Here is a 25,460-nt window from a genome sequence, read left to right as displayed (position 1 = left end):
TGATGTTTCGATGAATTCTCTTCAGCGAGCCCTAATAGAAAAAAGCGGCACGGACAATGGTTTTGAGCACACACTTATTGTTGAGGTGGGTAGCGTCACCCTTGCGTCGGCTCGACATCCAACCTGTGCCACAGTAGCGGTCGTGGGCAGTGGTTTCGATATCTACTTCAAGTCTGACATGGTTTCTTTGCTTCCTGAGTTGATACGCAGCTTTCCAGCAGAACAGCAGGCCGGAGGCGGATTTAGGGTAGCCGACGAAGCAGCATTGGCGGCTTTGCTGCGTCGAATTGCTAGTTTATCCAGTGCATTGCCTAGCCAAGCTGCAATTGGCTACGGTAAGGCTGTTGTCGAGGCGTTGTCGGCTCTGCCTAATGGTTTAGCGGGTACCGAAATTGAGCGTTTGGTGCGTCTACGTGTGGGCCAGCAAAAATTCCGTGAGGCATTGCTTGAGTATTGGGGGAGCTCATGCGCCGTGACGGGTGTTGCACTGCCTGAGGTGCTACGTGCCAGTCACGCCAAACCTTGGGCGGAATGTCTATCTGATGCGGAGCGGCTAGATGTTTTTAATGGCTTTCTGCTCACCGCTAATCTGGACGCTTTGTTCGATAGATTTCTGATCAGCTTCGATGATCAAGGGGGGCTACTGGTATCTTCTCGAATTCCTGTAGCGGATCTACAACAGTTAGGCATTCATCGCGGGATGAGGCTGCGCTGGTTGGCTGCTGAGCACAGGAAGTACTTGTGCTTCCATCGCTCGATTTATGAGTCTTGCGGCGAAGTAGGAGAGGTCTGATTACAGTTGTGTTTTTCCCATCCGTTTCCAGATCAGAACGCTCGTGAGCCGATAATAATATCGGGTAGCCTGGGAACGACCCTTGAGGTGTTGCGCCAAAAACCAACGCACATGTTTGAGCTGCCAGGTCCAGGGATTATCGCATTGCCATCGTTGTTGAATGGCCGCTTGCATGAATCGGGCTTGACGTAGGTGGCGTTGTTGCGTGGCCTTCGAGCCGGTCAGTACGCCGCTCAGGAACAGCGCCATATCGAAGGACTTGGTCATGCTCGACCTCCAATGTAGGCCGACATCACATCGATCCGGTTATGCCCGAGTTCAAGGCTGATCTGTTGGCGCGCCTGTTGATCAAGGTCGCGGTCAATGCGATAGCAGTGACCACCATTGACCGGAGCCGCGTGGCCAGTGAGCTGCTCGTAACGTTCGCAGGCGTAGGCCGCTCGCAGTTCATGAAAACCCTTCAGCCCGTGTTCATGCAGCGTTTCACGGGCGGGAAGTACGGTCTGTTGCAGGAACGCGGCGTAGCTTTCGTCTCGGGCCAGCAAGTTACGGCTGCGGGGCGGCGATGCCTTACGAGCAAACAGCAGCGCCGCTTTCACCTCTTCATTTACCGCGACCCATCGCGGCGCTGATGCGCCTGAGCGGCCGCCTTTGGTGCCGTCCTGGATATTGATGCGGCCTAAGTGTTCGGCTTCGCGGTGCAAGCGTGGCAGGTCAGCCAGGATCGCTTCGCGCAGGCGCATACCAGTTACTCGGGCCAACAGGACAATCGCGGCCACCCGCTCGTGTTGCTGTTTGCCAAGCGCGTCGAATACTCGCCGTACCTGTTGCTGGTCTTGGCCATCCGGCGCGCGGGTGCGTATGCTCGAGCGCTGCTGTCCCAACGCCTGGCTCGGACTGGCGATCCTCACGTCCTGATCACCGCGCAGTGCCGCGAGGGTGCGGTTAACACTGCTCAGACGGTTCTGCGCGGTAGCGATGCAGAGTTCGCCTTGCTGGATCTGCTGGCGCAGGTAAGCGGCGTAGTCTTGCAGCGTCTGTCGATCGATCTGGCGCGCATCGTTGTAACCGGGTCCATCCTCTGACCGACACCAACGCACGAACGCTTGCCAGCGATCGCTATGCGCTTTGACCGTGGCGAAGTGGCCGTCGGCAAACAGATCCTTGAGCGCCTGTGGGCCAGCGTAGCTCAGCTGCCGACCGTAGCCAAAGTTGCGACCCTCACGCCGACCGACCAGGGCCATCATCATCACCGTTTTCGTTTGTTTGCAGAAAGAGCAGCAGGGCTTTCCAGTGGGGGCTGAGCCTGTCCACCTGCCGCCAGTGTGTCGGGCGGATCAGGAGGGCGTTCTCGTGGTGTTGCAACAGTGCCCCTTCTTCACGTAGTTGCTCAATCAGCAGGACGAGGTAGGCAGGATCAAGTGGTGGTGTGGCGACAGCGGTGACAGTGGCGACAACCCGCGTCGTTTCTGGCCTGGGACGCGGCGACAGGGTGGCGACAGAGGTGGCGACACGCCGCGATTCTGGCCGCGGTTGATGTTGCGCTTGGTAGCGGCGCACCGCGTCATTGAGGCGGAACATGGCGTACCTCGAAGGTTCTTCCATCGCGACTGCTCAGCCAGCGATGAGTGATCAGTACGACCAATAAAGAGGCGGTATGGTCAGCGCTCTTGCGGGCAAAACGAGGGCCGTTGCGATTGACGTCTCGGATGCTGAAGTGGGTCCAGCCTTTCTGCACCAGCCAGCGCAACAGCCGATCCGCCTCTTCGCATCGGCTATTGACTGGCTCCTGTTCGGTCAGGCGCTGGATTTCGGCCAGGTAGTAATCCATCAACGTGGAGGCGCGCTGGATGTGTGCTTCATCTAACTGACTGGCCTCTTCAACCATGGCCAGCACGCCCGCGATGCGCAGCACATTCGCCGGGGCTTTGCCCGCGAAAGGCTGGACACCGGCTAGTTCGCCGAACTCGCCAGACTGGCACTCGATGGTGTCGTGAATATCAATCCAGGCACGACGGGCACGGGCAGTCAGCTCGAGCGTGGCGGGATTGAGTGAGCCATCCTTGTGAAGCGACCAGGGCTTTTGCAGCAGGGCGGTGATCCGCTGTTGGTAGCCCTGGACTTTGGCATCTCGGATCAGGTCGATTGCCTTGTAGAGTCTCTGGCCAGCCAGGCGCTCGGGCCAACTGATCAGGCAGCGGCCGAGGATGCCTTGGCCATTGATCACCGGGTCTTTGAACAGCTGATTGGCTAGGTAGGGCTGCAGCATCAGATGCAGACTGAGGCGGCGGTCATAGGCTCGCAGGCTTTCTCCAGCCATGGAGCGGGCCCGGTCGATCGGGCTGCCATCCCACAGTGTCGACAAGGTGGTGATCGCCTTGAGCAGATTCTCTTTACTCATGGTGCTGCTGCCCAAGAACTGGCCCCCTTCATCATTGAACAAACCCATGCTGGGCAAGCCATGGCACAGGCTTTTGACCAGGGCCTCAATGGTGGGCTCGGCAATGATCAGTCTCGGCGGTACCGGTTCGGATAGCTCACCGCCTTCCGCCCCCGAGGGTTTCTTTGAAGTTTTGGGTTTGGTCATGATGCTGCTTGCGGCGCGATAAGCTTTGAGCTTTTCCGCGTACAGGGTCCACTGCTGTCGCTCCCAATCGCGCGCCGCCTTCAGTGCCAGCTGATCCACCGCGCTTTTGCGATCACCCGAGGACGCCACCGTCAGTAGGTAGAGGGACAGCGGATAGGTTCGACCGTCGAGTTGGACATTGGCATGACCCTGGCTCACCAGAGCAGCGCTGGCCAGCACCGATTGCGCGGCCATGGCGCAGGGCACGCCGATCACCTCGGCCAGTCGCTCGACCGCAGGGCCCAACAATTTCCCGAGTGCTTCGATCGGGTAGGGCAATGGTGCCTGCTGGTATTCCAGCAATGGTTGTGGTGGTTCGAACGCTTCGCACAGTTGCATCGCTATTCTCCTGAGTTTATCGACCTCGTCCTCACTCATCCCGCCACGGTTGTTGAGTGTTATCAGGGATCAAGGCCCATGCTACCTGTGAGGTTTGTCCACTAACGCGGGACTGACGGCTCCTTACGGCCGGAAGCTTGGGCATCTCATGATCTGGCCTCCTGAACACCGATGGCGGTGGGCGGGTGGAGGCTGCACTGGCTGACGAAACCTGGGCCGCGAGATCCTGATTCGGGTGAAGGCAGTGATGCGATGACCGGGGCGTGCCTGACTGTCAGTCAGGTGCAGTCCATTCCTTGGGCTGCGGCACCATGATCGGCGTCGCTGTTGCTGGTGACTTTTCGGTGTTTGTCATGCCGATTGTCACGAGAGGGAAAGCCGCAAAGCCCCATGCGAGCGGGGCTGCAGCAGTGTGAGATGCGCCCGTCTCTTTCGAGGGAAAGAGACGGGCAAATGGTTGGCGCAAGAAATGGCCAAGCGGATAAGTTGCTGCAGAGCAGCGAGGAAAGAGTATGAGTTGCCGCAGAGGGCGCTCTGGAGGAGTAGGCATCCATCACATCGCTGTGACCGTGCGAGCCGCCGGACGCTAATCGCACTTGGGGAGAACCACCACAATGTGGCGTAGCCTCAAAGGTTCTGGCTACCTGGGTGCTGTCGAGGACAGCGCTTGTACGATTCTGGTTTAGCGCTCGTTCTGCTAGCGGTCAACAGTATTTTGGGGGCGACTCTTGCGCCTATCGGTAGCGCTGGAAGACCTTGGAGATAGGTGGCATTACATGGCCGTGTGGTCGTTCGTCGGTTTTTAATGTGAGCCCATGCGAGTGGGAATGCGGAGCCTTCCCGCCCGCATGGGCTTAGCCGAAAAGGCCCCAAAAGCGAGGCTTGCAACGGCGACAGTCGCCACCCCTGTCGCCGTGCTGCATGCTACGAATTACGAGGGTTGTCGCCGGTGTCGCCGCTGTCGCAAACAGAACTATCACAGCATCTGGGACGTCAATTGCGGCTATCCGAATAGTCCCCGGACGATCTTGCGCTTGAGGTCAACCAGCATGTGATCGACAAGGGCGTGAACCAGGCCACCTCCACCATCTTGCTTTACCTATCGAAGGTGCTGCTCGCGATGTGCATGCGCTTTGCCCGCAGCCACCTGTGAGGAATTTCTCGCTTTGATGAGGTGCTCTCCGCGCGCCAGGTGCGCATGTTCGGTCGATATCTTCAGTAGTCGTTCCGACTGACGTATGATGCCGCTTTGCCACCAACAATTGGCTGGTGCGGGCTAGGGCGTTTCATGTCTACTTTGCTGGGTAGGCGCGAACGACCGGCGGCACCAGTTTCATAAGGATGTGAGTTCGGATGTACATTTCCAAAAACTACGGGTTTTCATTTTCGGCGCAGAAAAGCGATATCGAGCTCAATTCTTTCTTGTCGTCTCTTGTTGGAGCTAATGTTGAGTTCGCTATCAAATCGGGTAATGTTCGCAGAATAATATTGGATAGTGATGATAAGTTTTTCTATGGTGTTGTAATTACCATTAAGAATCAAAAGCGGTTTGCATCGCTTGTAAGTGACAAGGGAGAAATGAAAGTCAAAATCTCCGAGCTTGCTGATCTGGAAAAAATTGCTGAGTTTAACTTTCTTGTCATCAATAAGCTCAACGGGTTTGGGCTTTATCAATACCATTACGGTGCCTGCACCTTGCCTAATTTTGCGTCGATGATTACATCGCTGTACAGGCGCCAGCTCGAGGCAAAAAGGAAGGTTGAATTAGATGCGCTGGCCGAAGATGCTCCACAGAAGCAAATTAAAGCGGTAAATAGCAGGTTTTTTCATGGCTTGGCCTTTGAGATGTTAGTGCAGTCGCGTGATATTGAAAAGGTTTTGGCTAAATATAAAGAAATACGCTCCTTTAAGTATGAAATTGCTTCTGTTGAGGCGTATCTTAGTGATGACTCCCCATTGCACGGGCTAGTAGCTAAAGCAAGGCACGATGTTCGCTTTGATAGCTCGGTGGATTCAAGCCTTATCATCAAAGGCATTCAGAACATGATGTCGACAGTTAAGGAAAAAACTGCGAGGATTGAGGTGCTCGACGACCAAGACGAGCCGGTATCCGTGAAGATCATGGACGTCCCTGTGAATTATGGGGAAATGGCCTACGACGATTTCATTCTCGGATTGATGACATTTGATCCAAAAAAGCTTAGGGAATGCAGTCTGGTTAAAGCACTTAAGGATAAATGCGAAACGGAGTACGCCCATGTTTTCTCAAAAAAAGTCGTCGAATAACCTGAAAGAGCGATGGGTTGTCCCGGTTGCAGTAGTAATTTCTGCGGCCCTGTATGTCGCCATTGTATCTGTCGCCTCTGGCCCTACCAGCGTATTAGGCTTTATATGGCTTGAGCCAGGCACTACTGCAAAGATATTTGAGTTTTACTCTAAAAATCTTCGTGGAAGCTTATTCACCGGGTTTTTAGCGTTGGGCGGATTTTTGATGTCGGCTAAAACGTTTATTATTGTTAATATGAAGAAGGAGGTTTATGATTCAGATAGCTATGAAGAGAATTGGTTGGATGGACTTAAGTTAAATGGTGCAGAGTATTACTCGTCGCTTTACTATCCGTTGCGTAGATTGAGTAATATTATTTTTTATACGATTTCATCAAGTTTTATAGCGTCAATATCGCAATTGACCGTCGGTTTATTTGAGGCGGTTCCAGCTGTTATGCTATGCCTTTTTACCGTAGTGGTAGCTGTTTGCTTTTTGATGCTGTCTCTCTATCTGATCAAAAAAAATCTAGCCACCATGTTCGATCATCTCGATAAGTCGAGTATCGAAAAGATGGAGGCTGACCGGAATGGTGCGAATAAGTAATACTAGGCTTTCCACTCTGCTTACAGGGTTAAATCTGCTGCGACTTCGATGTATTTAATTTTCTTCACTTCGTGACCTTCTTAGTATTGCAGGGTCGACTAACTGCGCCATTCGGTGAGTGCTCAGCGTATCGGCACAGCGTTGCGGTTCTTGGTCGGATTGATCGCAGATGCCGATAGGCTGCCTATGGCCGCTTTCTGGATGTGCTCACTCCACCAAGCCATCATCGGCCTCCTGCGTTCGATGTAGTCCGCCCGATTGTAGGCACTTCGAACTTCGTCCTTGTCAACATGCGCCAGCGCGACTTCGATCAGCTCCGGATCCCAGCCATGCTCATTCAGGATGGTGCTCGCCATCGAGCGCAAGCCGTGGCTGACTAGACGGTCCTGAAAGCCCATGCGCTTCAACGCCATGTTGGCGGTCTGGCTATTGGCATGGGTGCGGGGATTTCTATCTGAGGGGAACACGTACTCTCTGTTACCGCTGAGTTGCTTGAGCGTCTCCAGTAACGAAAGTGCCTGATCGGTAAGAGGGATTGTGTGCGGCCGACGCTTTTTCATGCGCTCTGGCGGAATGGTCCAAATGCGCTTGTCAAAGTCGATATCTGCCCATCGTGTGGTAGCTGCTTCGGCAGGGCGGGTCATCGTGTGCAGTTGCCATTCGATCAGGCAGCGGGTTGTGCGCTTGATGCTGGCGTTCGCGATTTCCATCATGAGCTCGGGAAGCTCCTCAGGTGGTAGCGCAGCCATGTTCTCTTTCTTGGGCTTCTTGAACACCGCCCGAATTCCATTGAGGGGGTTCGCAAATATCAGTCCGGAGTTGACCCCGTAGGTCATGATCTCGTTGAGTCGTTGGCTCAGTCGTTTCACGGTTTCTAGGCTCCCTTTGGCCTCGATTGGGCGAAGGATCTTGATAACCATCGGAGCAGTGATTTGAGAGAGCGGCGTTGTTTTCATGCTTGGGAACACATGGAGCATCAGCGATCTCCAAATGTCTTCGGCGTAGGCTTTGGTTACGGAGTCTTTCTTCAGCTCGAACCAGGCGGTGGCCACCTTCTCGAACGTGTGTTCAGTCTCAGCAAGTTTGGCTTGCCTTACCTCATCACGCTGGGTTTTGGGATCAATGCCCAAAGCGAGCAGCTCACGCGCCTCTGCTGCTTTCTTCCGGGCGTTGGCTAGCGAGAGGTCGGGGTATGGACCGAGCGCCATATTAAGACGGCTTCTGGTCAACGGCTCGCGGTAATTGAAATTCCACATCATCGAGCCGCTGGCGCGTACTCGAAGCTGCAGGCCGTCGCCGTCGCTGAGGACGAAGTCTTTACCAGTTGCCTTGACTGCCTTGAGCTGGCGATCGGAGAGGCGGGTTGCGTTAGTAGGCATGGGGGCTACCTCCAGCACCGTTTTGGTATCCTGAAAATAGCAATTGGTAACTCGGGATACCACCTGGGATACCAAAGCGCCTGGAACTCAGAAATCCTCCAAAGCCCCCAAAAGAGCTGAAACCCTCGTATTTACTGAATTTCAGGCACAAAAAAAGACGTCCGTGGACGTCTTTACATGATGAAATGGTGGAGCCGGGGGGATTTGAACCCCCGTCCGCCAGTACTCCGCTGTCGGTACTACATGCTTAGCCGTGTCTATTGAGTTAACCCGCAGCGACCCGACGGGCAGGGTGCTTTGGGCGAGTTGTGTAAGTTTTAGCCGCTTCGTCCACAACGTACTGCACGGCGATTCCGTTCTATATGACAATCACTTTGGGTTTACGGACATCCCCTGGTGATTGCTGGACCCGAAGGTACCAGAAGGGAAGGGCTAAGGCTGCTTACGCAGCGAGAGCGTATTCCCCGTAGGTTTCGTCATTGGCAACTATAGGAAGTTGCAACAGTGGATTTACGAGTTCTGTTACCAACTCGGCATGCACCTAAAGTTTCGCAACCGGCGTCGAATCCTAAACGGCCCCGAACCTGGCACTCCGTGAATCTCTGGAGCGACAGGCCTGCGTAGTGTACGCCAATCGAGCGAGCAGGCCAACCCGAAGGTTGGCCTGCTCATCGATCACTTGTTGGTGCCGTCAGAGGTTTTTCTGATTTCCAGGATGGTCCGATCGGTTTCGGCGACACAATCGTCAACTTTCCCTTCAGCCTTGAGCGCCTTTGCCTTCGCCACGCTGGTTTCCACACGGCCCTGTAAGTCGGGTGAAGACTGATACTGCGTCTTGGCGTTCTCGATGGTTTGGATATTGGTGTCACACTGGCTGTCCGGCTTACTTGCTGCGAACGAACCGGTTGCCAACATTGAGGCGGTAACGAACAGACCTAACAGTGCAGAACGCTTCATATCTATCTCCTTGAACTGAGGATCCAGACTTCGCTGGCCGTCAGGACGGATAACCGAATGGAGGGAAAGCCCCGATCTTCAGGGCTTGTTCTGTGGACTACCGTCTCGCTCAAGGGTTCTATTTTTCTTCACGTCACCCTGGCACGGGTCACTCGATCAACCAGGTAGACCAGGCCGTGGTAGTCGATTGCGCCATGCTGCGTAAGCCCGATCTCACAGGTCCGGCTGGTGGAGATTCCCTCGCTGCAATGTTGTACCGCGTCCTTCAAGGTGCGTAATGAGTGGGCGTTCAGTTCCGGCGTGGTGAAACCTTTGTCACCGGCAAAACCGCAGCAATGGATGCCTTCAGGTATGACCACGTTTTTGCTGCACCTGCGCGCCAGGTCAATCAACGCCTGGCTTTCACCGAGGTGTTGGGTGCTACAGGTGACATGCACTGCGATAGGCGCCTCCTGTGGCATGAAGTCGAGGCGATCCATCAAGTGCGTGCGAATGAAGCGCACCGGGTCGTAGAGATCCAGACGTACGTCGCCCAAGTCCTGGACCAGGCGCAGGGCGCAGGGGCTGGTGTCGCAGTAGATCGGGTCGAGCCCGCCCCGGCTGGCCTGCAGCAACGCGCCGATCAGTTCCTGGCGTTTCTGCTCGGCTTGGTCGGCGTAACCTTTGGACGCAAAGGGCTGGCCGCAGCAAAGGCTGTCCACATTGTCCGGGACGACAACTTGATAGCCGGCCTTTTCCAACAGGCCACGAGTCTTGTCATGCAGCGACATTTGTTCCTTGTCCCCTGCCGCAGGTCCCATGACTCGCGACACGCAGGCCGCCAGATAAACCACTCTGGGTCGTTCGTCCGACACGGCGGGACTGAATCGAATGGCCCTTTCCGGCTGCGGCATGGCGTGGGTCCACTGTGGGACCTGGCCTTTGGACAAGCGTGTCAGTCCTGCGGACAAACGCGCCAGCCTCGGCGCCCCCAAGAGCATCCGCGCACCATTGGCAACATGCAGGGTAAAGCGCGCCCCTTGCAATGCGGTTGTGAAATTACTTGCAAGCCAGTCGGCGGTTTTCGTACGCGTCGCGTCGCGTCCGCGGAGCTTTTTAACCAGTTCGCCGGTATTGATGCCTACAGGGCAGCGTTGGGCGCACAGCCCGGTGGCGGCGCAGGTGTCGATGCCCTGGTATTGATAGGCCGTCTCTAGCTCGGAAGTATCAATGCCTTCGCGCTTTTTCGCCTGGATGTCCCTCCAGATCACGATGCGCTGGCGCGGGCTCAGGGTCAGGTCCTTGGACGGACACACCGGCTCGCAGAAGCCGCATTCGATGCACTTGTCCACAATCTCATCGGCGGCTGGCAAGGGTTTGAGGTGCTTGAGATGAATCTGTGGGTCCTCGCTGAGCACCACATCAGGGTTGAGAATGCCGTTGGGGTCGAGCAGGCGTTTGAGTTGCCACATCAGTTGATAGGCGTCGCTGCCCCATTCCAGCTCGACGAACGGCGCCATGTTGCGGCCGGTGCCGTGCTCGGCTTTCAGTGAGCCGCCAAACTCCACCGCCACCAGGTGCGCCACGTCATCCATGAACGCCTGGTACCGTGCGACTTCTTCGGTATTGTTGAAGCCCTGGGTGAAGACGAAGTGCAGATTGCCCTCCAGCGCGTGTCCGAAAAGGATCGCTTCGTCGTAGTGATGTTTGTCGAACAGCGCGATCAGGCGATTCACGCCGATAGCCAGTTGTTCGACCGGGAACGTCACGTCTTCAATGATCACAGTGGTCCCGGTCTTGCGAACCGCGCCCACGGCGGGGAAGGTGTCCTTGCGGATCGCCCAGAGGCGAGCGTTTTCCCGTGGGTCTTCGGTGAAGTCGACCTGCTTTTCCACCGGGAAGCCGGCCAATGAGGCCATGATCCGTGCCAGCTGTTCTTGCAGCAATGATGACGAAGCCGCGCGGGATTCGATCAGCAGGGCGCAGGCATTGTTCGACAAATGCTGTACGAAATCCGGCATGCCGGGTTTGTCCTGTACCGAACGCAGGCTGCGGCGGTCCAGCAGCTCGACGGCGGAAACCGGCTGGCTTTTCAACACGGTGACGGCGTTGCAGCAGGTTTCCACGTCCGGGAATACGATCAGCGCTGATGCTTTGTTCGGGTGATCGATGACGGTGTTGTAGGTCACCGCGCTGATGAAGCCGAGGGTGCCTTCGGAGCCCACCAGCAGGTGGCTCAAGATATCCACAGGCTCGTCGAAATCCACCAAGGCGTTGAGCGACAGGCCGGTGGTATTTTTCAGACGGTATTTGTGGCGAATTCGGGCGGCCAGTTCCGTGTTGGCGCGGGTCTCGCGGCCGAGGGTCGCCAGTCGTTCCAACAGTTCACCGTGGCTTGTCCGGAAGGCCGCCACGCTGGCGGCGTCTTCGGTGTCCAGGCGCGTGCCGTCGGCCAGGACGAGGCGGATGCCGGCCAGGGTGTGATAGGTATTCTGTGCGGTGCCGCAGCACATGCCGCTGGCGTTGTTGGCGACGATGCCACCAATCTTGCAGGCATTGATCGACGCTGGGTCCGGGCCGATCTTGCGCCCGAACGGGGCGAGCCAGGCGTTGGCCTGGGCGCCGATCACGCCGGGTTGCAAACGAATCTGCGTGCCCTGCTGGCGAATCTCGCGACCGTTCCAGTTATCCCCCAACACAATCAGCACCGAGTCGCTGATGGCCTGGCCGGACAGGCTGGTGCCGGCCGCGCGGAACGTGACGGGAACGCGATCACGCTGGGCCAGTTTCAGCAGAGCAATCACTTCGTCTTCGGACTCGACGCGTACCACCAGCTTCGGAACCAGCCGATAGAAACTGGCGTCGGTGCCGAACGCCAAGGTCGACAGCGGGTCGTCGAAACGTCGCTGCTGCGGGATCAGCTGTAGGACATCGCGCAGGAAAGGGGCCGGAAGTGTCATTGGTCCTCCATAATCAGCACCACTAGATCCTTCGGGCCATGGGCGCCATAGGCCAGGACTTGCTCGATGTCGGCGGTTTTCGACGGACCCGATACCAGCAGGGCGTTGGTGGGCATGCCCTGGGCCCACTCGAATTCCTGTTGCACTTCATAGAAGTTGTCGCGGATCTCGCTGGCCTTGAGCAAGGCGAAATGCACCGGTGGGACGAGGCTCATCAGTCGCGGTTCTTCCCGCGTCGGCCACAAAATCAGGCTGCCGGTCGCGGCGATGGCACCCAGGGTGCCGGTCAGGCTGGCGGGGGTTTCGTTGAACAGTTCGGCTTTCCATTCTTCCACAGGCCGATCGTAGGACTTGAGAGCAGGCAGGTCCGGATTGTTCGCCCAGAACTGTGCGATTTTTTGCCCGTGAGGCGTCGTCGGGGCGATCAGCAGGCTCGGCAGTTGGCGGTCCCGCAGCAGTTGCGCCAGCAGCGCCGGCCAGTTCTCACCAGAGGTCAGGTGGATCTCGGTGTGTACCGCCTCCATCAGCTTGCGCAATTGCGGGATGCGTTCTTCGGGTGCGTAGCGGTAGGTCTGCGTCACCAATTCGACGTCATAGTTGTCGGCAACCGGAGTTGTGCCTGTGAGGCTTTTACGCAGTTTGGCGAGGATATTTTCCTTGGCGCTCATCGGCGGTCTCCCTGCGGGTTCAGGTGGTCGCGGGCCAGGTCATGCAGCGAGCGGGCGGCGGGTTTCGGGGCGCTGTGGTTCTGGGTCCAAGGCCCGACGTTCCGCGGTGTCAGGGCGCGCAGGCGCGTGGCGAAGAACGCGAACAACCGGTACAGCCGTGGCGAGCTGTTGAGCCGGGCCCAGGCATTCCAGATGAACCGTTCCTTGGCCGAGTATTTGCTGCCCTGGCCGCGCATCACCGGGTTAGGGCTATCCGGTGCCTTGACGTTTTCCTCTCGCAGCCGCCGCAACAGGGCCGGGATCGGAATCTTCACCGGACACACTTCGCCACAGGCGCCGCACAACGAGGAGGCGCTTGGGTGATCCGGCACCTTCGCCAAGCCGACCATGTGCGGCGTGATGATTTTTCCGATAGGCCCCGGGTAGACCTCACCGTAGGCATGCCCGCCAATTCGGGTGTAGACCGGGCAATGATTCATACAGGCGCCGCAGCGGATGCAATTCAGGGTCTGGCGCAGTTCGCTGTCGGCAAATGCCTGGCTGCGACCGTTATCCAGCAAGACCAGGTGGACTTCCTGAGGCCCGTCCAACTCATCGGCCTTGCGTGGCCCGGAGATCATGTTGACGTAGGTGGTGATCGGCTGGCCCAGGGCCGAGCGGGTCAGCAGCGAAAGCAGCGGAACGACGTCCCGCAGGTTTTCCACGACTTTTTCGATGCCGGTCACGGCAATGTGCACCGGCGGCACCGTAGTGGACATCCGCCCGTTGCCTTCGTTTTCCACCAGCAGCAGCGTGCCGGTTTCGGCGACGGCAAAGTTGACGCCCGAAACGCCGATGTCGGCTTCGAAAAATTTCTGCCGCAAGACCTTGCGACCGATCTGAATGAGTTGGTCAACGTCCTTGGTGTATTCCACGCCAAGTTTGTCGTGGAACAAGGACGCGACCTGACCGGCATTCTTGTGGATCGCCGGCATAATGATGTGGGAAGGCTTCTCGTGGTCGAGCTGGACGATGTATTCCCCCATGTCGGATTCGAGACACTCAATGTCCCGAGCCTCGAGGAAATGGTTCATCTCCATCTCTTCGCTGACCATCGATTTGCCCTTGATCACTTGCCGCGCCTCGTGAGCGCGGATGATCGAAAGAACGATGCCGTTGGCTTCGTCCACCGTTTCCGCCCAGTGCACTTTCACACCGTTGCGGGTCAGGTTGCTTTCAAGTTGCTCGAGCAGGTCGGGCAGCTTGGATAACGCGCGGGCCCGGACAGCGTTGCCGAGCACTCGCAAATGTTCTCTTTCGTGGGCATCGCTGAAAGACGTTGCCCGTTTTGTCATCAGTGAATCCATCGCGCTGCGAAAGTTGTTTCGCAGTTGCGTGTCGTCCAGCGCCTTGTGGGCGCGGGCGCGAAAATCTTCCTGCACCTCAACGGTCGGAATCAGCGTCGGCGTGCTCATGCGGCACCTCCGGTTCGCTGCCAGAGGAAGCTTGCCAAGTGTTGGCCGCGCAACGCTTCCTGCTGTTTTTCCAAGGCGCCGTTGATGTTCATCAAGCACCCGCAGTCGGCGCTGACGACCTGGTGCGCGCCGGATTCCTTCAGCGCTCGGGTCTTGTCGGCCACCATCGCGCCGGAAATATCCGGCATGCGAACGCTGAACGTCCCACCAAAACCACAGCATTCACTCTCATGGCTGTGGTCGACTCGCTCCACATTGCGCAGCTGGGCCAACAACGCACGGCCGTGCAGGTGGGTGTTCATTTCCCGTCGTGCCGAGCAGGACGTATGCAGCGCGACCTTCACTGGCGTGCCACTGTCGTTCAATTGCACCTTGCAAACGAACAGCAGGAACTCCGCCAATTCGTAGGTCCTGGCGGCCAGCGCCTGGACCTGCTTGAGCATTTGCGGCTCGTCCTTGAACAGGTCGGCATAATGCTCGCGGAGCATGCCGGCACATGAGCCCGACGGCACGACCACCGGGTAATCCTCGGCGAATAACGCCAATTGCGCCCGCGCCACTGTCCGCGCCTGTTCCGTGTAACCCGACGTGTAGGCCGGTTGCCCACAGCAGGTCTGGCCCTGTGGGTAGTCCACCCGGATTCCTTCGCGCTCGAGGAGATGAATCGCATCCATCCCGGCTTCGGGGTAGAACAGGTCGACCACGCATGTCCCGAAGAGGTAGACCCGAGCAGGTTTCTCGCTGGGGTACTGCCGGGGCTCGGGCAATGGCGGGGCGACACGGGTCGCGTTCGGCACGGCGTTATAAAAAAGCTCGCTCATCAGGCGTGTCTCCGGGTGGTCCCGGTTATCCGTCTGCTGAGGCTGCTGAATATAGAGGGGAAATCTTTCAGCAGCCTTGCAGACCCGGTTGTGAATAGCGGACGACGATTACGGTTCGGCGTCGGTTTTTTCAGTGCTTCGTGTAGTACTCAGTGAACCAGCATGCCGGTGAACCAGTAGGCCTGGGCCAGCGTGATCAGGCCAACGATCGTTGCAAAGAATAGGCTGTGTTTCAGGGTGAAACGGAACAGATCGGATTCTTTGCCAACCAGCCCGGTCGCTGCGCACGCCACGGCGATCGATTGTGGCGAAATCATCTTGCCGGTCACGCCGCCGCTGGTATTGGCCGCCACCAGCAAGGTGTCGTTGACGCCGATCTGGTGCGCGGTGGTCGCTTGCAGCGAACCGAACAGCGCGTTGGACGAGGTATCGGAGCCGGTCAGGAACACGCCCAGCCAACCGAGGAACGGCGAGAAGAACGGGAACGCTGCGCCAGTGCCAGCCAATACCAGGGCCATGGTCGACGACATCCCCGAGAAATTGGTGACGAAGGCGAAGGCCAGCACCATGCCGATGGACAGGATTGGCCAGCGCAACTCAAAAAGCGTCTCTTTAAAAGTGGTAAGACCAGTTCTGAAATCGATTTTCAACACCAGCATCGAGATCAACGCGGAAAAGAAAATCGCTGTGCCGGTCGCCGAAATCGGATCGAGCTTGAACACCGCCGGGATGGCGGTCGGGTTGACCACGATTGGCGCGGACTTGATCACCAACTGGTGCAGGTGCGGGATCGCGAAGTTGAACACCCAACCGTACATCGAGCCGCCAGGGGCGAACATTGCCTTGAATGGCTTCAGCGTCCAGATCGTCACCAGCACGGTGAGGATCAGAAAAGGCGACCACGCCTTGATGATTTCTCCCAGGCTGTAGGGCGACACCACGGTGCTGCGAGGCTGGCCGAAACCACCGGCGCTGGCGGTGATGGCTGCGCTGGACGTTGCGCCGGCGATCTGGGCGCCTGCGGTGCGCTTGGGCTGCCAGATTTTCAGGAACAACGTCAGCGAGACCAGGCTGGCCAGGGCCGAGGTGATGTCTGGCAGTTCCGGGCCGATGAAGTTCGAGGTGAGGTACTGAGTGATGGCGAAACTCAAGCCCGCCACCAGTGCCGCCGGCCAGGTTTCTCGCACGCCGCGCAGGCCATCCATCATGAATACCAGCCAGAACGGCACGAACAGCGACAGCAATGGCAGCTGTCGGCCGGTCATGGCGCCGATCTTGAACGCATCGATGCCGGTGACTTGGCCTGCCACGATTATCGGGATGCCCAGCGCGCCGAATGCCACGGGGGCGGTATTGGCGATCAGGCACAGGCCCGCGGCATAGAGCGGGTTGAAGCCCAGGCCCACCAGCAATGCGGCGGTAATCGCGACGGGCGCGCCGAAGCCGGCGGCACCTTCCAGGAAGGCGCCAAAGCAGAAGCCGATCAGCAGCACCTGAAGGCGCTGGTCGTCGGTGATCGACAGCACCGAGCTGCGGATCACTTCGAACTGGCCGCTCTTGACGGTCAGCTTGTAGAGAAATACCGCGGCAACGATGATCCAGGCGATAGGCCACAACCCATACGCAAAACCATAACCCGCCGCCGCGAACGCCATGTCCGCCGGCATCTGGAATGCAAAAATCGCGACCGCGATCGCCAGCGCCAGGGTGATGCTGCCGGCCACGTGCCCCTTGAGGCGAAACACCGCCAGGGCAAGGAAGAAAAATACGATTGGAATGACGGCCGCGAGTGCGGACAGGCCTAGGCTGCCGAGCGGACTGTAAAGCTGTTGCCAGGTTTGCATATTGGGTGAGCCCCTAATTGTTTTTGGTCAGGCACTGGTCAGCGGCTTTGGATAATTGGTAATACCAATTTACAAGCGCTGTCGGCTAGGGTAAAAGCCTTGGTTGTCATGTGTCAATTTGTCGCCCGGAAACTTTCGTCGCATAACACCCAGCCGATGGCATCCGCCCCGTCGGCATCCGTGGTTTTTGATAGGTGTGGAAGGGGCTCGGATGGGCCAGAATAGAGAGCCCGGCGAGCTGTCGGGTCCGTGGAGAGTCGAGTTATGGGGTTTGATCAGATTCGTCAGCGCCGTTTGTCTGACGATATTGTCGAGCGGCTTGAAGGCATGATCCTTGAGGGCACGTTGAAATCCGGCGAGCGGTTGCCGGCCGAGCGGACCCTGGCCGAGCAGTTCGGCGTGTCACGTCCTTCGTTGCGTGAAGCGATCCAGAAACTGACGGCCAAGGGCTTGCTGATCAGTCGCCAGGGCGGCGGCAACTATGTTGTGGAGTCGCTGGGCTCGACGTTCAGTGATCCGCTGCTGCACCTCTTGGAAAGCAACCCCGAAGCGCAGCGCGACCTCCTTGAGTTCCGGCATACCCTGGAAGCGTCCTGCGCTTATTACGCAGCACTTCGGGCCACGGAGGTCGATCGGGAGCGGCTGACGACAGCCTTTGAAGCGTTGCAGGATTGTTATTCGCGCCACGAGGACGTGAGCCGGGCAGAGGAGGGCGCGGCAGATGCGCGTTTTCACCTGGCGATCGCCGAGGCCAGCCATAACGCTGTCTTACTGCATACGATCCGAGGATTGTTCGACCTGCTCAAGCGCAATGTGGTGACCAATATCGGCGGCATGTACAAGCAGCGCAGCGAGACGCGCGACATGCTGATCAGCCAGCATCGGGAGCTTTATCAAGCCATCATGGACGGGCACGCCGAGTTGGCGCGGGAAGTGTCCAGCCGACACATCTTGTACGTGCAGGAAGTCTTGGAAGAGGTGCGTCAGGAAGTGCAGCGGGTGGCGCGAGCGGAGCGGCGCAAGGGCATCTGATCGAGCTTGCGAACCTTTTGGGAGCGAGCTTGAACTGGTCAAGTAATCTTGGACACCGATTAAGGTTCACGCCGCCAACCTTTCCTTCGCGACCGGCGACCGGTAGTCGTTGTAGCTGTGAGGCCTGCTGATGTTGTAGCGCGAGACATAGCGCTGCACGTCTGCCCGGGCCTCATGTTCCAGTTTGTAGCCCGTTTCAGGAACCCACTCTGATTTCAAACTACCAAAGAAACGCTCCATGGGGGCGTTGTCCCAGCACTCGCCTTTACGGCTCATACTTTGCCTAAACCCGTGTTTCACAAGCTCGTTTCGGAATTTATGACTGGTGTACTGACAACCTTGGTCTGAATGAAACAACACATCCTGGGGGTGGCCGCGTAGCTCAACCGCCATGCGTAGCGCTTCGCAGGTCAGGTTGGCATCAGAAATCATCGAGAACGACCAACCCACGATCCTCCGAGCGTACAGATCCAGAACGGCGGCGAAGTACATCCACCGCTTGCCGACCTTGATGTAAGTCACGTCGCCACACCACACCTGGTTAACCGCCGTTACATCAAATTTTCGCTTGAGCACGTGCGGCGCCACCAATGCCTCAACGCCCGGCGACTTGTACTTATGGCGCCTGCGCTGACGACTAGCGATGCCAGCTTCGCGCATCAAACTGCGAGCCATATAACGTCCGATACGATGCCCTTTGGCTTTTAGCTCCTTGGACAAAGTACGTGCGCCGGCCGACTCTCTGGACGCCCTGTGGTGCCTGACCAGCGCGGCTTTGAGCTTGTCCCGTTCAGGATTTGCTCTGCCTTGGCGCTGGCGCCAGGCGTAGAAACTACTGCGGTTGATCCCAAACGCCCGGCAACACCTTTTAACGCCGTATTGCTCGTCCAGCTCATCGATCAGCGTGAATGATCTTTGGCGTCCAAAAGCAGGAGAGCACTGGCCTTTTTTAGGATTTCAATGTCCAGGTCTTTCTCCCTGAGTAGGGCTTTGAGCCTCTGGATTTCTCGCTGATCAGCGGTAATCGCCTTGGCCCCTACCGGGGTCGAACCCAGGCGTTCTTTTTGCACTTGATCGACCCAGCGGCGCAGAGCAGTGGGGCCGATATCTAGGCTGGCACAGACCTCGGTAACCGGCTGGCCTTCATCCAGCACCATGCTGGCAGCCTTGAGCTTGAACTCACTCGAATAAGATTTACGCATATCCAAACACCTCAGATTTGGGCGCTATCATAACGCCCGATTGAAGTGTCCAAAATCATTAGGCCAGTTCAGCTTGCTCGCGATGGCGGTCGATTTGACACATCTACTGGCTACTCTTCCTTGCCCTTGTTGCGCACCGCACGTTGCAATTCGCGACCGGCATCGCGCTCGCGTTCGGTATCACGCTTGTCGTATTCCTTCTTGCCCTTGCCCAGCGCGATCTCGCACTTGATCAAGTGCTTGCTCCAGTACAGCGATGTACAGACGCAGGCATAACCCTTCTGCTGCACGGAAGCGAAGAGCTTCTCCAGCTCGCGCTTGTTGAGCAGCAGCTTGCGCGAGCGCACAGGGTCGGCGATGACGTGGGTGCTGGCGGTGGTCAGCGGCGTGATATGACTGCCCAGCAGCCATGCTTCGCCGTCCTTGAGCAAGACATAACTGTCGACCAGTTGCGCCTTGCCGGCACGCAAGCTCTTTACTTCCCAACCGGCCAGGACCATGCCAGCCTCGAAACGTTGTTCGATGAAGTAATCGTGTCGCGCCTTTTTGTTTTGCGCGATGGTCCCTGTGGGGTGTTTCTTCTGTTTAGCCATAGGGGCGGCATTATAGGCAGTTGCGTGCGTGTCGGCTACGGTGAACCTGTGTGCTTGAGCAGGTTGCATGAATCCCGGACAATGCGGCCTCTTTTTTGAACGCTTGGGCGTGATCACGATGTCGACAGACAAGGTTTCTGTCCACGGCAGTTGGGCTAGCCGCTGGGTCTTCATATTCGCCGCGACCGGTTCGGCCGTCGGGCTGGGTAGTATCTGGAAGTTTCCGTACATGGTCGGTGTCTATGGCGGCGGCGCCTTCGTGCTGATGTTCCTGGCGTGCATCGCGCTGATCGGTGCGCCGGTGATGTTAGCTGAGACGCTGATCGGTCGTCGCGCCCGGCAAAGTCCGGCCAATGCCCTGAAAGTGCTGGCGGTGGAGGCGGGGCATTCGTCGAAGTGGTCCTGGGGCGCATTCGCAGGGATGATCACGGCGCTGCTGATCCTGTCTTTCTATAGCGTGGTCGGTGGCTGGTCGCTGGACTACATCATCGACATGGGGCGCGGCGACTTCCAGAACGCAACGCCCGATCAGGTTGGCGCTTACTTTGGGAGCGTGATCGCCGATCCCTGGAGGCTGACGCTCTGGCACACGCTGTTCATGGTGCTTTCCGCCGTCGTGATTGCCCGTGGTGTCGTCGCGGGGCTTGAGCGCAGCCTGCAAATCATGATGCCGCTGCTGTTCGTGATGATCCTGGTGCTGCTGGGCTACAGCATGACCACGGGGCACTTCATGGAGGGCGTGCATTTCATGTTCGATTTCCAGCCGGAAAAAGTCATGGATGGACTGTTACCGGCCATGGGGCACGCTTTTTTCTCTCTGAGCGTGGGGGTCGGTTCGATCATGATCTACGGCGCCTACATGCCCAAGAGCGCCTCCCTCACCAAGACAGTCGTCGGCGTTGCGCTGCTGGACACCTTTGTGTCGTTGTTGGCTGGGGTGGCATTGTTTCCGATTGTCTTCGCTGCCGGCCTGAACCCTAGCGAGGGGCCGGGGCTGATGTTCGTCAGCCTGCCATTTGCCTTCGGCAGCATGGCGTTCGGGCAAGTGATGGGCGTGGTGTTTTTTGTCCTGGTGGCGATTGCCGCCTGGAGTTCGGCCATTTCCTTGCTCGAGCCGATGGTGGCTTATCTGGTTGAGCGGACTCGCCTCAGTCGTGCCTGGGTGACTTTCTGGCTGGCTTTCACTTGCTGGTTCGTGGGGCTGGGTACGGTTTTTTCCTTCAATATATGGAAGCAGGCAAAGTTTTTCGTGAACGAAGGCGACCTGTTCCACCTCTATCAGTGGGGAGCAACCGGAGGGCTGGATTTCTTCGGTGTGATTGATTTCTTCACGTCGCGGATCATGTTGCCCTTGGGCGGTTTGTGTTTCGTGGTGTTTGCAGGGTGGATCATGGGGCGTGAAGCCGTGCGCGATGAGCTGTCGCTACGCAGTCCTGTATTGTTCGCCTTGAGTCTGTTCTTGATGCGCTATGTGGCGCCCATTGGCATTCTTGTAGTGTTTGCCACCCAGCTGTGGAAGTGACGCTTACATGACGACACATATTCAACGCTCGGCCCTTCTGCCCTATCCGGCCCAGGCGCTGTACGACTTGGTCAACGACGTGGCGAGTTACCCGCAATTCCTGCCCTGGTGCTCGTCCGCCGAGGTGCTCGAAAGCTCCGAAACCCATATGCGCGCGAGCCTCAATGTCGCCAAGGGCGGGTTGAGCCAGCACTTCGTCACTCGTAACACCTTGGTGCCGGGCCAGTCCATCGAGATGAACCTTGAGGAAGGGCCTTTCAATCAGCTCCATGGCGTCTGGGTGTTCAAGGCGCTGGGTGAGAAAGCCTGCAAGATCAGCCTGGACCTGTCGTTCGATTACGCCGGGCCGCTGGTGCGGGCGACGTTAGGCCCGTTGTTCAATCAGGCGGCCAACACCCTGGTCGACGCTTTTTGCCAGCGTGCCAAGCAGAATGCCGAGCTCAAGCGTTGATTGAGATAGAAGTGGTGTATGCCGGTGTCGATCGTCAGGTATTGCGACGATTCGCCGTCCAGGAAGGGACATCTGTTCGTGCTGCCCTGATGGCGTCGGGTATCGCTGCGGATTTTCCGGAGCTGGATTTGACGACGAGTCCGATCGGGATTTTTGGTCGGGTGGTTGCTGATCCGGACCGGCAGCTGGTGCAGCCAGCCGACCGGCTTGAGATTTACCGGCCATTGTTGGCTGATCCCAAGGAAATTCGTCGCCTGCGGGCGGCCAAGGCAGCCCAGGCTCGTCGAACTGAGTAAAAAACTGGCTTGTATTGCAGGCAATAAAAAACCCGGCATGCCGGGTTTTTTATTGTCGCGATTTATTGCGGCGAGGTGTCCAGAGGTTCTGGCGTCGGGACAGGTACGGTCTCGACGTTGTCCACGTCCTTCTGGATCTGATCCAGCAGCGAACCTGGCTTGGCCGGTTTTTCCGGTTTCGGCTGTTCGGTGTTCTGGGTCGGGTCGGTGACCGTGGTGCCGCTATCCTTGCCCATGATGGCCTCGTCGCGGCTCACGCCGGGCATGAAATCTCCCGACAAGCTGACGAGTTGATCATTGGCATTGAAAATAACGCTGATGCGTTCCTGCTGCCGCTCGCCGCCGCCTGGCTGCAAGCTGTACAGGTAATCCCAGCGATCGGCATGAAACGTGTCGGTCAACAGAGGGTTGCCCATAATAAACCGTACTTGCCGGCGGGTCATTCCCGGGCGTAACTGGTCTATCATGTCCTGCGTGACGACATTGCCCTGCTGGATGTCGATTTTGTAAACCCCGGGGAATGAACAACCGGCGAGTGCGAGCAGTCCCACGAAGGTGAAACTGGTTAGCAAGAGCTTGGTGTTTTGCATCGGTGGGCGACTTCCACTATCTTGGCTGGGACAACGTAAACACCGATCATACCCGCATTAAGAGAAGCTGCGAAGCAGCATCGCGAGAAAGCTGACCATGGTTGAAAATAGCGAACTACGCAAAGCCGGCCTCAAAGTGACCCTGCCAAGGGTCAAGATTCTGCAAATGCTCGACTCTGCCGAGCAGCGCCACATGAGTGCCGAAGACGTCTATAAGGCGCTCATGGAAGCTGGCGAGGATGTCGGTCTGGCCACGGTCTACCGTGTCCTGACTCAATTCGAAGCTGCCGGGCTGGTCGCTCGTCATAACTTCGATGGCGGTCATGCTGTCTTTGAATTGGCTGACGGGGAGCACCATGACCATATGGTGGATGTTGAGACCCGTGAAGTCATCGAATTCATCAGCCCTGAAATCGAGCAACTGCAAAAGGCTATTGCTGAGGAGTATGGCTTCGAGCTGATCGATCACCATCTCGTCCTGCATGTGCGCAAGCGCAAATAAGCTTGTGACGTGGGCTCAGGCCCTCAGAACAAAAGAAGGCGACCCTCGGGTCGCCTTCTTTTTTTCAACGGCCTATGTCAGGTTTTCGCCGCAACCACCATTTTTTTTGCGTGGGCCAAGGATTCCTTGGTCAGGTCTATTCCTCCGAGCATCCGAGCGACTTCTTCCACGCGTTCATTTTTGTTGAGTTTGGACACTGCGGTACGAGTGGCGTCTTCGCCGCGCACCTTGTGGACAAATAGATGTTGGTGTCCCTGGGCGGCAACCTGGGGCAGGTGAGTGACCGTCAGGACCTGTCCACGCTCGCCCAATCTGCGCAGCAACTGGCCGACAATTTCCGCCGTAGGGCCGCCAATGCCGACATCCACCTCGTCGAACACCAGCGTTGGCACCCGCGATGTCTGCGCTGTGATCACCTGGATGGCCAGACTGATACGCGACAGCTCGCCGCCGGAAGCCACTTTTGCCAATGCCTTAAGGGGTTGCCCGGGGTTGGCGCTGACCAGCAGTTCCACTTGCTCCAGCCCGTTAGGCTGAAGATCATCACCGCCGTTAGGGTGCAGTTCGATGGTGAATCGGCCCCCTGGCATGCCCAGGCGCTGGATCTCCTGTTCTACCGCGCTCGCCAAGCCCGTTGCGGCTTGTCGGCGCAATTCGCTGAGCTCCTTGGCCTTTTCCTGGTAATGGCGCGCAAAGGACGCCAGTTCATCCCCGAGCCGCTCGATGGATTCATCATTGGCGTTCAGGCTTTCCAGTTCCTCCAGCAGCCGTTGCTGCAGTTCGACGACGTCGGTTGGCTGGACGCGATGCTTGCGGGCCAGCGTATAGATAGTGTCCAGGCGCTCTTCCAGAAACTGAAGGCGTGCCGGGTCGGCATCGAAATGATCAAGGAAGCGGTTCAACTCCCCAACGGCTTCTTCGACCTGGATCTGGGCGCTGGTCAGCAGGTTGCTCGCTTCGCCCAGGGCTCCCACGGCATTGCTGACGCTGGAAAGTCGGTTGATGCTTGCGGTCAGCGCACTGAGCACATTGCCGGAATCACTTTCGCTGCATTGCTCGACCACTTGCCGACAGACACCGAGGAGTGCCTCGGCATTGGTCAGGTTCTTGTGCTCCTGCTCAAGTTCCTCCAGCTCGTTTTCGCCCAGGGCCAGGTTTTCCAGCTCTTCAAGCTGGTAGCTCAACAGTTGGTGGCGGGCCCGTTGTTCATCGCCTGAGTTGGAAAGTCGATCCAGTTCCTGCCGGGTCTGTCGCCAGCGTTGGGCGGCCAATTGAACCTGGCGGGCCAGGTCGGTGGCACCCGCGTACTCGTCGAGCAAGCGACGATGGGTGTCGGTCTTGAGCAGCGATTGGTGTTCATGCTGGCTGTGAATATCGATCAGCAGTTCGCCGAGTGCCTTGAGGTCGCCGAGGGGGCAAGGGGTGCCGTTGATATAGCCTCGGGAGCGGCCCTCGGCGGTGATGACCCGGCGCAGGATGCACAGCCCATCGGTGTCCAGGTCGCGCTCGGCCAGCCAGGCGCTGGCTTCGGGGATGTCGACGAGGTCGAATGTCGCCAGGATGTCGGCCTTTTCCGCACCGGGACGTACCACGCCGCTATCAGCGCGGTCGCCAAGTGTCAGTCCCAGGGCGTCGAGCATGATCGATTTGCCGGCACCGGTTTCACCGGTAATCACGCTCATGCCTCGATCGAGTTCGAGGTCGAGATGTTCGACGATGGCGTAGTTGTGTACGGACAGGTGCACCAGCATAAGGCCGCTCCCAGGCATTAGGTCTGGTTATTTATACAGTGTTTTGTTTCGCGCTGACAATGCCTGCGCTTAGCTCGATTTGCTTGGACCAACAGATTCCTTAGTGCTGCGAGGAATGATTATGCTGCTGCCTTTTGTAGGGTTAATTCGTCAGATGGCCCTTGAAGCTGGAAAACCCGGCCCCATATACCGGGGCAGAAGCGCGAGTCGAGCTCGCGGACGAAATTGAAAGGAGAAATCTATGGCTGACGAACAGACGCAGGACACCCAAAATCTAGACGCCAATCAGGCTCCCCAAGATTCGGGTGAAGACCTGGCGGCACGTGTACAAGTGCTCGAAGAGCAACTGGCCGGTGCGCAGGATCAGGCGTTGCGTGTAGCAGCCGATCTGCAGAACGTCCGCCGTCGTGCCGAGCAGGATGTGGAAAAGGCTCATAAATTCGCCTTGGAACGTTTTGCTGGCGACCTGCTGCCGATCATCGACAGCCTGGAGCGGGGTCTGGAGCTGTCCAACCCGGACGACGAGAACATCCGTCCAATGCGTGAAGGCATCGAGCTGACCCTGAAGATGTTCCAGGACACGCTCAAGCGTTACCAGCTTGAAGCGATCGATCCTCACGGTGAACCCTTCAACGCCGAGCACCATCAGGCCATGGCGATGCAGGAAAGTGCAGACGTCGAGCCAAACAGCGTGCTGAAAGTGTTCCAGAAGGGCTATCTGCTCAACGGTCGCCTGCTGCGCCCGGCCATGGTTGTGGTCAGCAAGGCGCCAGCGCCGGTTTCGCCTTCTATTGATGAGCAGGCTTGAAATCGGGCGAAACGGCCCCAT

At 57.7% G+C, this 25,460-nt stretch carries 24 protein-coding genes and 1 other RNA gene; 9 read left to right on the top strand and 16 right to left on the bottom strand.

Features of this window, described 5'->3' with window-relative positions:
* Window positions 1-10 precede the first annotated feature (10 nt).
* Window positions 11-793: an HNH endonuclease gene (locus J3P92_RS21730; RefSeq protein WP_434649000.1), complete on the top strand. Its 783-nt coding sequence runs from the start codon at window positions 11-13 to the stop codon at window positions 791-793.
* Here the strand turns inward: J3P92_RS21730 and J3P92_RS21725 are convergent, their stop codons facing one another.
* Genes J3P92_RS21725 through J3P92_RS21710 form a run of 4 tightly spaced genes read right to left on the bottom strand, consistent with a single transcriptional unit; the run spans window position 794 to window position 3,758 of the window.
* Window positions 794-1,060 carry a hypothetical protein gene (locus tag J3P92_RS21725; RefSeq protein ID WP_434648998.1) on the bottom strand — a complete coding sequence of 89 codons (267 nt, stop codon included), beginning with the start codon at window positions 1,058-1,060 and terminating at the stop codon, window positions 794-796. It lies immediately after the preceding gene.
* Window positions 1,057-2,037, bottom strand: a complete 981-nt coding sequence (locus J3P92_RS21720) for an integrase domain-containing protein (RefSeq protein WP_434651183.1) — start codon at window positions 2,035-2,037, stop codon at window positions 1,057-1,059. The genes J3P92_RS21725 and J3P92_RS21720 overlap by 4 nt, the downstream gene beginning before the upstream one ends.
* On the bottom strand, window positions 2,015-2,374 hold the full coding sequence (locus J3P92_RS21715; protein WP_434648997.1) for a hypothetical protein: 360 nt from the start codon (window positions 2,372-2,374) through the stop codon (window positions 2,015-2,017). Before J3P92_RS21715 ends, J3P92_RS21720 begins: the two co-directional genes overlap by 23 nt.
* Window positions 2,358-3,758 (bottom strand): YfjI family protein, encoded by a 1,401-nt coding sequence (locus J3P92_RS21710; RefSeq protein WP_434648995.1) that lies wholly within the window; start codon window positions 3,756-3,758, stop codon window positions 2,358-2,360. The genes J3P92_RS21715 and J3P92_RS21710 overlap by 17 nt, the downstream gene beginning before the upstream one ends.
* Window positions 3,759-5,111: 1,353 nt before the next feature.
* On the opposite strand from J3P92_RS21710, the gene J3P92_RS21705 reads away from it, so the two are divergent.
* On the top strand, window positions 5,112-6,044 hold the full coding sequence (locus J3P92_RS21705) for a hypothetical protein (RefSeq protein ID WP_009042104.1): 933 nt from the start codon (window positions 5,112-5,114) through the stop codon (window positions 6,042-6,044).
* The gene (locus J3P92_RS21700; RefSeq protein WP_152032069.1) at window positions 6,016-6,630 is read left to right on the top strand and encodes a hypothetical protein; all 615 of its coding nucleotides are present in this window, start codon (window positions 6,016-6,018) and stop codon (window positions 6,628-6,630) included. Before J3P92_RS21705 ends, J3P92_RS21700 begins: the two co-directional genes overlap by 29 nt.
* 122 nt (window positions 6,631-6,752) lie before the next feature.
* On the opposite strand, the gene J3P92_RS21695 is transcribed toward J3P92_RS21700, so the two are convergent.
* The 8 genes from J3P92_RS21695 to J3P92_RS21660 all read right to left on the bottom strand — a co-directional run bounded on the left by J3P92_RS21695 (window position 6,753) and on the right by J3P92_RS21660 (window position 16,692).
* Complete coding sequence (locus J3P92_RS21695; protein ID WP_434648993.1) at window positions 6,753-8,009, bottom strand: integrase domain-containing protein; 1,257 nt, start codon at window positions 8,007-8,009, stop codon at window positions 6,753-6,755.
* 186 nt (window positions 8,010-8,195) lie between these two features.
* Window positions 8,196-8,589, bottom strand: a transfer-messenger RNA (tmRNA) gene (ssrA, locus tag J3P92_RS21690).
* A gap of 95 nt (window positions 8,590-8,684) precedes the next feature.
* On the bottom strand, window positions 8,685-8,966 hold the full coding sequence (locus tag J3P92_RS21685; RefSeq protein WP_420765600.1) for a hypothetical protein: 282 nt from the start codon (window positions 8,964-8,966) through the stop codon (window positions 8,685-8,687).
* A 128-nt stretch (window positions 8,967-9,094) separates the two neighbouring features.
* Window positions 9,095-11,905: an FAD-binding and (Fe-S)-binding domain-containing protein gene (locus tag J3P92_RS21680; RefSeq protein WP_434648991.1), complete on the bottom strand. Its 2,811-nt coding sequence runs from the start codon at window positions 11,903-11,905 to the stop codon at window positions 9,095-9,097.
* Window positions 11,902-12,573 carry a LutC/YkgG family protein gene (locus tag J3P92_RS21675; protein WP_434648989.1) on the bottom strand — a complete coding sequence of 224 codons (672 nt, stop codon included), beginning with the start codon at window positions 12,571-12,573 and terminating at the stop codon, window positions 11,902-11,904. Before J3P92_RS21675 ends, J3P92_RS21680 begins: the two co-directional genes overlap by 4 nt.
* Entirely contained in the window at window positions 12,570-14,027 is a 1,458-nt protein-coding gene (locus J3P92_RS21670; RefSeq protein WP_434648988.1) for a LutB/LldF family L-lactate oxidation iron-sulfur protein, read from the bottom strand. Before J3P92_RS21670 ends, J3P92_RS21675 begins: the two co-directional genes overlap by 4 nt.
* Window positions 14,024-14,848, bottom strand: a complete 825-nt coding sequence (locus tag J3P92_RS21665) for a (Fe-S)-binding protein (RefSeq protein ID WP_420765596.1) — start codon at window positions 14,846-14,848, stop codon at window positions 14,024-14,026. The genes J3P92_RS21670 and J3P92_RS21665 overlap by 4 nt, the downstream gene beginning before the upstream one ends.
* Before the next feature lie 149 nt (window positions 14,849-14,997).
* A complete protein-coding gene (locus tag J3P92_RS21660; protein ID WP_434648985.1) occupies window positions 14,998-16,692 on the bottom strand; it encodes a lactate permease LctP family transporter in 1,695 nt (564 codons plus the stop codon).
* Window positions 16,693-16,956: 264 nt separating this feature from the next.
* Between J3P92_RS21660 and J3P92_RS21655 the strand changes: the two genes are divergently transcribed.
* Entirely contained in the window at window positions 16,957-17,724 is a 768-nt protein-coding gene (locus tag J3P92_RS21655) for an FCD domain-containing protein (protein WP_420765594.1), read from the top strand.
* Between the two features lie 66 nt (window positions 17,725-17,790).
* On the opposite strand, the gene J3P92_RS21650 is transcribed toward J3P92_RS21655, so the two are convergent.
* Together J3P92_RS21650 and smpB are read right to left on the bottom strand one after the other, a co-directional pair.
* Window positions 17,791-18,926 (bottom strand): IS3 family transposase gene (locus J3P92_RS21650; RefSeq protein ID WP_434627779.1). Its coding sequence is split into 2 segments (ribosomal slippage): window positions 17,791-18,677 and window positions 18,677-18,926, totalling 1,137 coding nucleotides; the frame shifts between segments, so codons are not numbered across the junction.
* A gap of 110 nt (window positions 18,927-19,036) precedes the next feature.
* The gene (gene smpB / locus J3P92_RS21645) at window positions 19,037-19,519 is read right to left on the bottom strand and encodes an SsrA-binding protein SmpB (protein WP_434560725.1); all 483 of its coding nucleotides are present in this window, start codon (window positions 19,517-19,519) and stop codon (window positions 19,037-19,039) included.
* A 118-nt stretch (window positions 19,520-19,637) separates the two neighbouring features.
* Here smpB and J3P92_RS21640 point away from each other — a divergent pair, with 118 nt between their 5' ends.
* From J3P92_RS21640 to J3P92_RS21630, 3 genes are read left to right on the top strand one after another with little or no spacing between them, the layout of a single operon-like run.
* Window positions 19,638-21,041 carry a sodium-dependent transporter gene (locus J3P92_RS21640; protein WP_434651181.1) on the top strand — a complete coding sequence of 468 codons (1,404 nt, stop codon included), beginning with the start codon at window positions 19,638-19,640 and terminating at the stop codon, window positions 21,039-21,041.
* A 7-nt stretch (window positions 21,042-21,048) separates the two neighbouring features.
* A complete protein-coding gene (locus tag J3P92_RS21635) occupies window positions 21,049-21,492 on the top strand; it encodes a type II toxin-antitoxin system RatA family toxin (RefSeq protein WP_420765592.1) in 444 nt (147 codons plus the stop codon).
* Entirely contained in the window at window positions 21,489-21,788 is a 300-nt protein-coding gene (locus J3P92_RS21630; protein WP_420765591.1) for an RnfH family protein, read from the top strand. Before J3P92_RS21635 ends, J3P92_RS21630 begins: the two co-directional genes overlap by 4 nt.
* Window positions 21,789-21,850: 62 nt before the next feature.
* Here the strand turns inward: J3P92_RS21630 and bamE are convergent, their stop codons facing one another.
* Window positions 21,851-22,378 carry an outer membrane protein assembly factor BamE gene (gene bamE, locus J3P92_RS21625; protein WP_039592330.1) on the bottom strand — a complete coding sequence of 176 codons (528 nt, stop codon included), beginning with the start codon at window positions 22,376-22,378 and terminating at the stop codon, window positions 21,851-21,853.
* 97 nt (window positions 22,379-22,475) lie between these two features.
* Between bamE and fur the strand changes: the two genes are divergently transcribed.
* Window positions 22,476-22,880 (top strand): ferric iron uptake transcriptional regulator, encoded by a 405-nt coding sequence (gene fur, locus J3P92_RS21620; protein WP_420765589.1) that lies wholly within the window; start codon window positions 22,476-22,478, stop codon window positions 22,878-22,880.
* A 77-nt stretch (window positions 22,881-22,957) separates the two neighbouring features.
* Here fur and recN read toward each other — a convergent pair whose 3' ends face one another.
* Complete coding sequence (gene recN, locus J3P92_RS21615) at window positions 22,958-24,631, bottom strand: DNA repair protein RecN (RefSeq protein WP_420765588.1); 1,674 nt, start codon at window positions 24,629-24,631, stop codon at window positions 22,958-22,960.
* A 241-nt stretch (window positions 24,632-24,872) separates the two neighbouring features.
* On the opposite strand from recN, the gene grpE reads away from it, so the two are divergent.
* The gene (gene grpE, locus J3P92_RS21610; protein WP_039592327.1) at window positions 24,873-25,439 is read left to right on the top strand and encodes a nucleotide exchange factor GrpE; all 567 of its coding nucleotides are present in this window, start codon (window positions 24,873-24,875) and stop codon (window positions 25,437-25,439) included.
* Window positions 25,440-25,460: the final 21 nt, after the last annotated feature.

This window comes from Pseudomonas sp. D3-27 (assembly GCF_051132165.1).
Lineage (GTDB): Bacteria > Pseudomonadota > Gammaproteobacteria > Pseudomonadales > Pseudomonadaceae > Aquipseudomonas.
The sequence above is the reverse complement of the archived record's forward strand: the minus strand, read 5'-3'. Positions and strand labels throughout refer to the sequence as shown.

What these genes read in the sequence shown, in the direction of transcription:
- J3P92_RS21700 (WP_152032069.1), top strand. Translation starts at nt 6,016, where the DNA reads ATGTTTTCTCAAAAAAAGTCGTCGAATAACCTGAAAGAGCGATGGGTT.
- J3P92_RS21680 (WP_434648991.1), bottom strand. Translation starts at nt 11,905, where the DNA reads ATGACACTTCCGGCCCCTTTCCTGCGCGATGTCCTACAGCTGATCCCG.
- recN (WP_420765588.1), bottom strand. Translation starts at nt 24,631, where the DNA reads ATGCTGGTGCACCTGTCCGTACACAACTACGCCATCGTCGAACATCTC.
- grpE (WP_039592327.1), top strand. Translation starts at nt 24,873, where the DNA reads ATGGCTGACGAACAGACGCAGGACACCCAAAATCTAGACGCCAATCAG.
- bamE (WP_039592330.1), bottom strand. Translation starts at nt 22,378, where the DNA reads ATGCAAAACACCAAGCTCTTGCTAACCAGTTTCACCTTCGTGGGACTG.
- fur (WP_420765589.1), top strand. Translation starts at nt 22,476, where the DNA reads ATGGTTGAAAATAGCGAACTACGCAAAGCCGGCCTCAAAGTGACCCTG.
- J3P92_RS21640 (WP_434651181.1), top strand. Translation starts at nt 19,638, where the DNA reads ATGTCGACAGACAAGGTTTCTGTCCACGGCAGTTGGGCTAGCCGCTGG.
- J3P92_RS21730 (WP_434649000.1), top strand. Translation starts at nt 11, where the DNA reads ATGAATTCTCTTCAGCGAGCCCTAATAGAAAAAAGCGGCACGGACAAT.
- J3P92_RS21720 (WP_434651183.1), bottom strand. Translation starts at nt 2,037, where the DNA reads ATGGCCCTGGTCGGTCGGCGTGAGGGTCGCAACTTTGGCTACGGTCGG.
- J3P92_RS21695 (WP_434648993.1), bottom strand. Translation starts at nt 8,009, where the DNA reads ATGCCTACTAACGCAACCCGCCTCTCCGATCGCCAGCTCAAGGCAGTC.
- J3P92_RS21655 (WP_420765594.1), top strand. Translation starts at nt 16,957, where the DNA reads ATGGGGTTTGATCAGATTCGTCAGCGCCGTTTGTCTGACGATATTGTC.
- smpB (WP_434560725.1), bottom strand. Translation starts at nt 19,519, where the DNA reads ATGGCTAAACAGAAGAAACACCCCACAGGGACCATCGCGCAAAACAAA.
- J3P92_RS21635 (WP_420765592.1), top strand. Translation starts at nt 21,049, where the DNA reads ATGACGACACATATTCAACGCTCGGCCCTTCTGCCCTATCCGGCCCAG.
- J3P92_RS21685 (WP_420765600.1), bottom strand. Translation starts at nt 8,966, where the DNA reads ATGAAGCGTTCTGCACTGTTAGGTCTGTTCGTTACCGCCTCAATGTTG.
- J3P92_RS21670 (WP_434648988.1), bottom strand. Translation starts at nt 14,027, where the DNA reads ATGAGCACGCCGACGCTGATTCCGACCGTTGAGGTGCAGGAAGATTTT.
- J3P92_RS21725 (WP_434648998.1), bottom strand. Translation starts at nt 1,060, where the DNA reads ATGACCAAGTCCTTCGATATGGCGCTGTTCCTGAGCGGCGTACTGACC.
- J3P92_RS21675 (WP_434648989.1), bottom strand. Translation starts at nt 12,573, where the DNA reads ATGAGCGCCAAGGAAAATATCCTCGCCAAACTGCGTAAAAGCCTCACA.
- J3P92_RS21660 (WP_434648985.1), bottom strand. Translation starts at nt 16,692, where the DNA reads ATGCAAACCTGGCAACAGCTTTACAGTCCGCTCGGCAGCCTAGGCCTG.
- J3P92_RS21665 (WP_420765596.1), bottom strand. Translation starts at nt 14,848, where the DNA reads ATGAGCGAGCTTTTTTATAACGCCGTGCCGAACGCGACCCGTGTCGCC.
- J3P92_RS21715 (WP_434648997.1), bottom strand. Translation starts at nt 2,374, where the DNA reads ATGTTCCGCCTCAATGACGCGGTGCGCCGCTACCAAGCGCAACATCAA.
- J3P92_RS21705 (WP_009042104.1), top strand. Translation starts at nt 5,112, where the DNA reads ATGTACATTTCCAAAAACTACGGGTTTTCATTTTCGGCGCAGAAAAGC.
- J3P92_RS21710 (WP_434648995.1), bottom strand. Translation starts at nt 3,758, where the DNA reads ATGCAACTGTGCGAAGCGTTCGAACCACCACAACCATTGCTGGAATAC.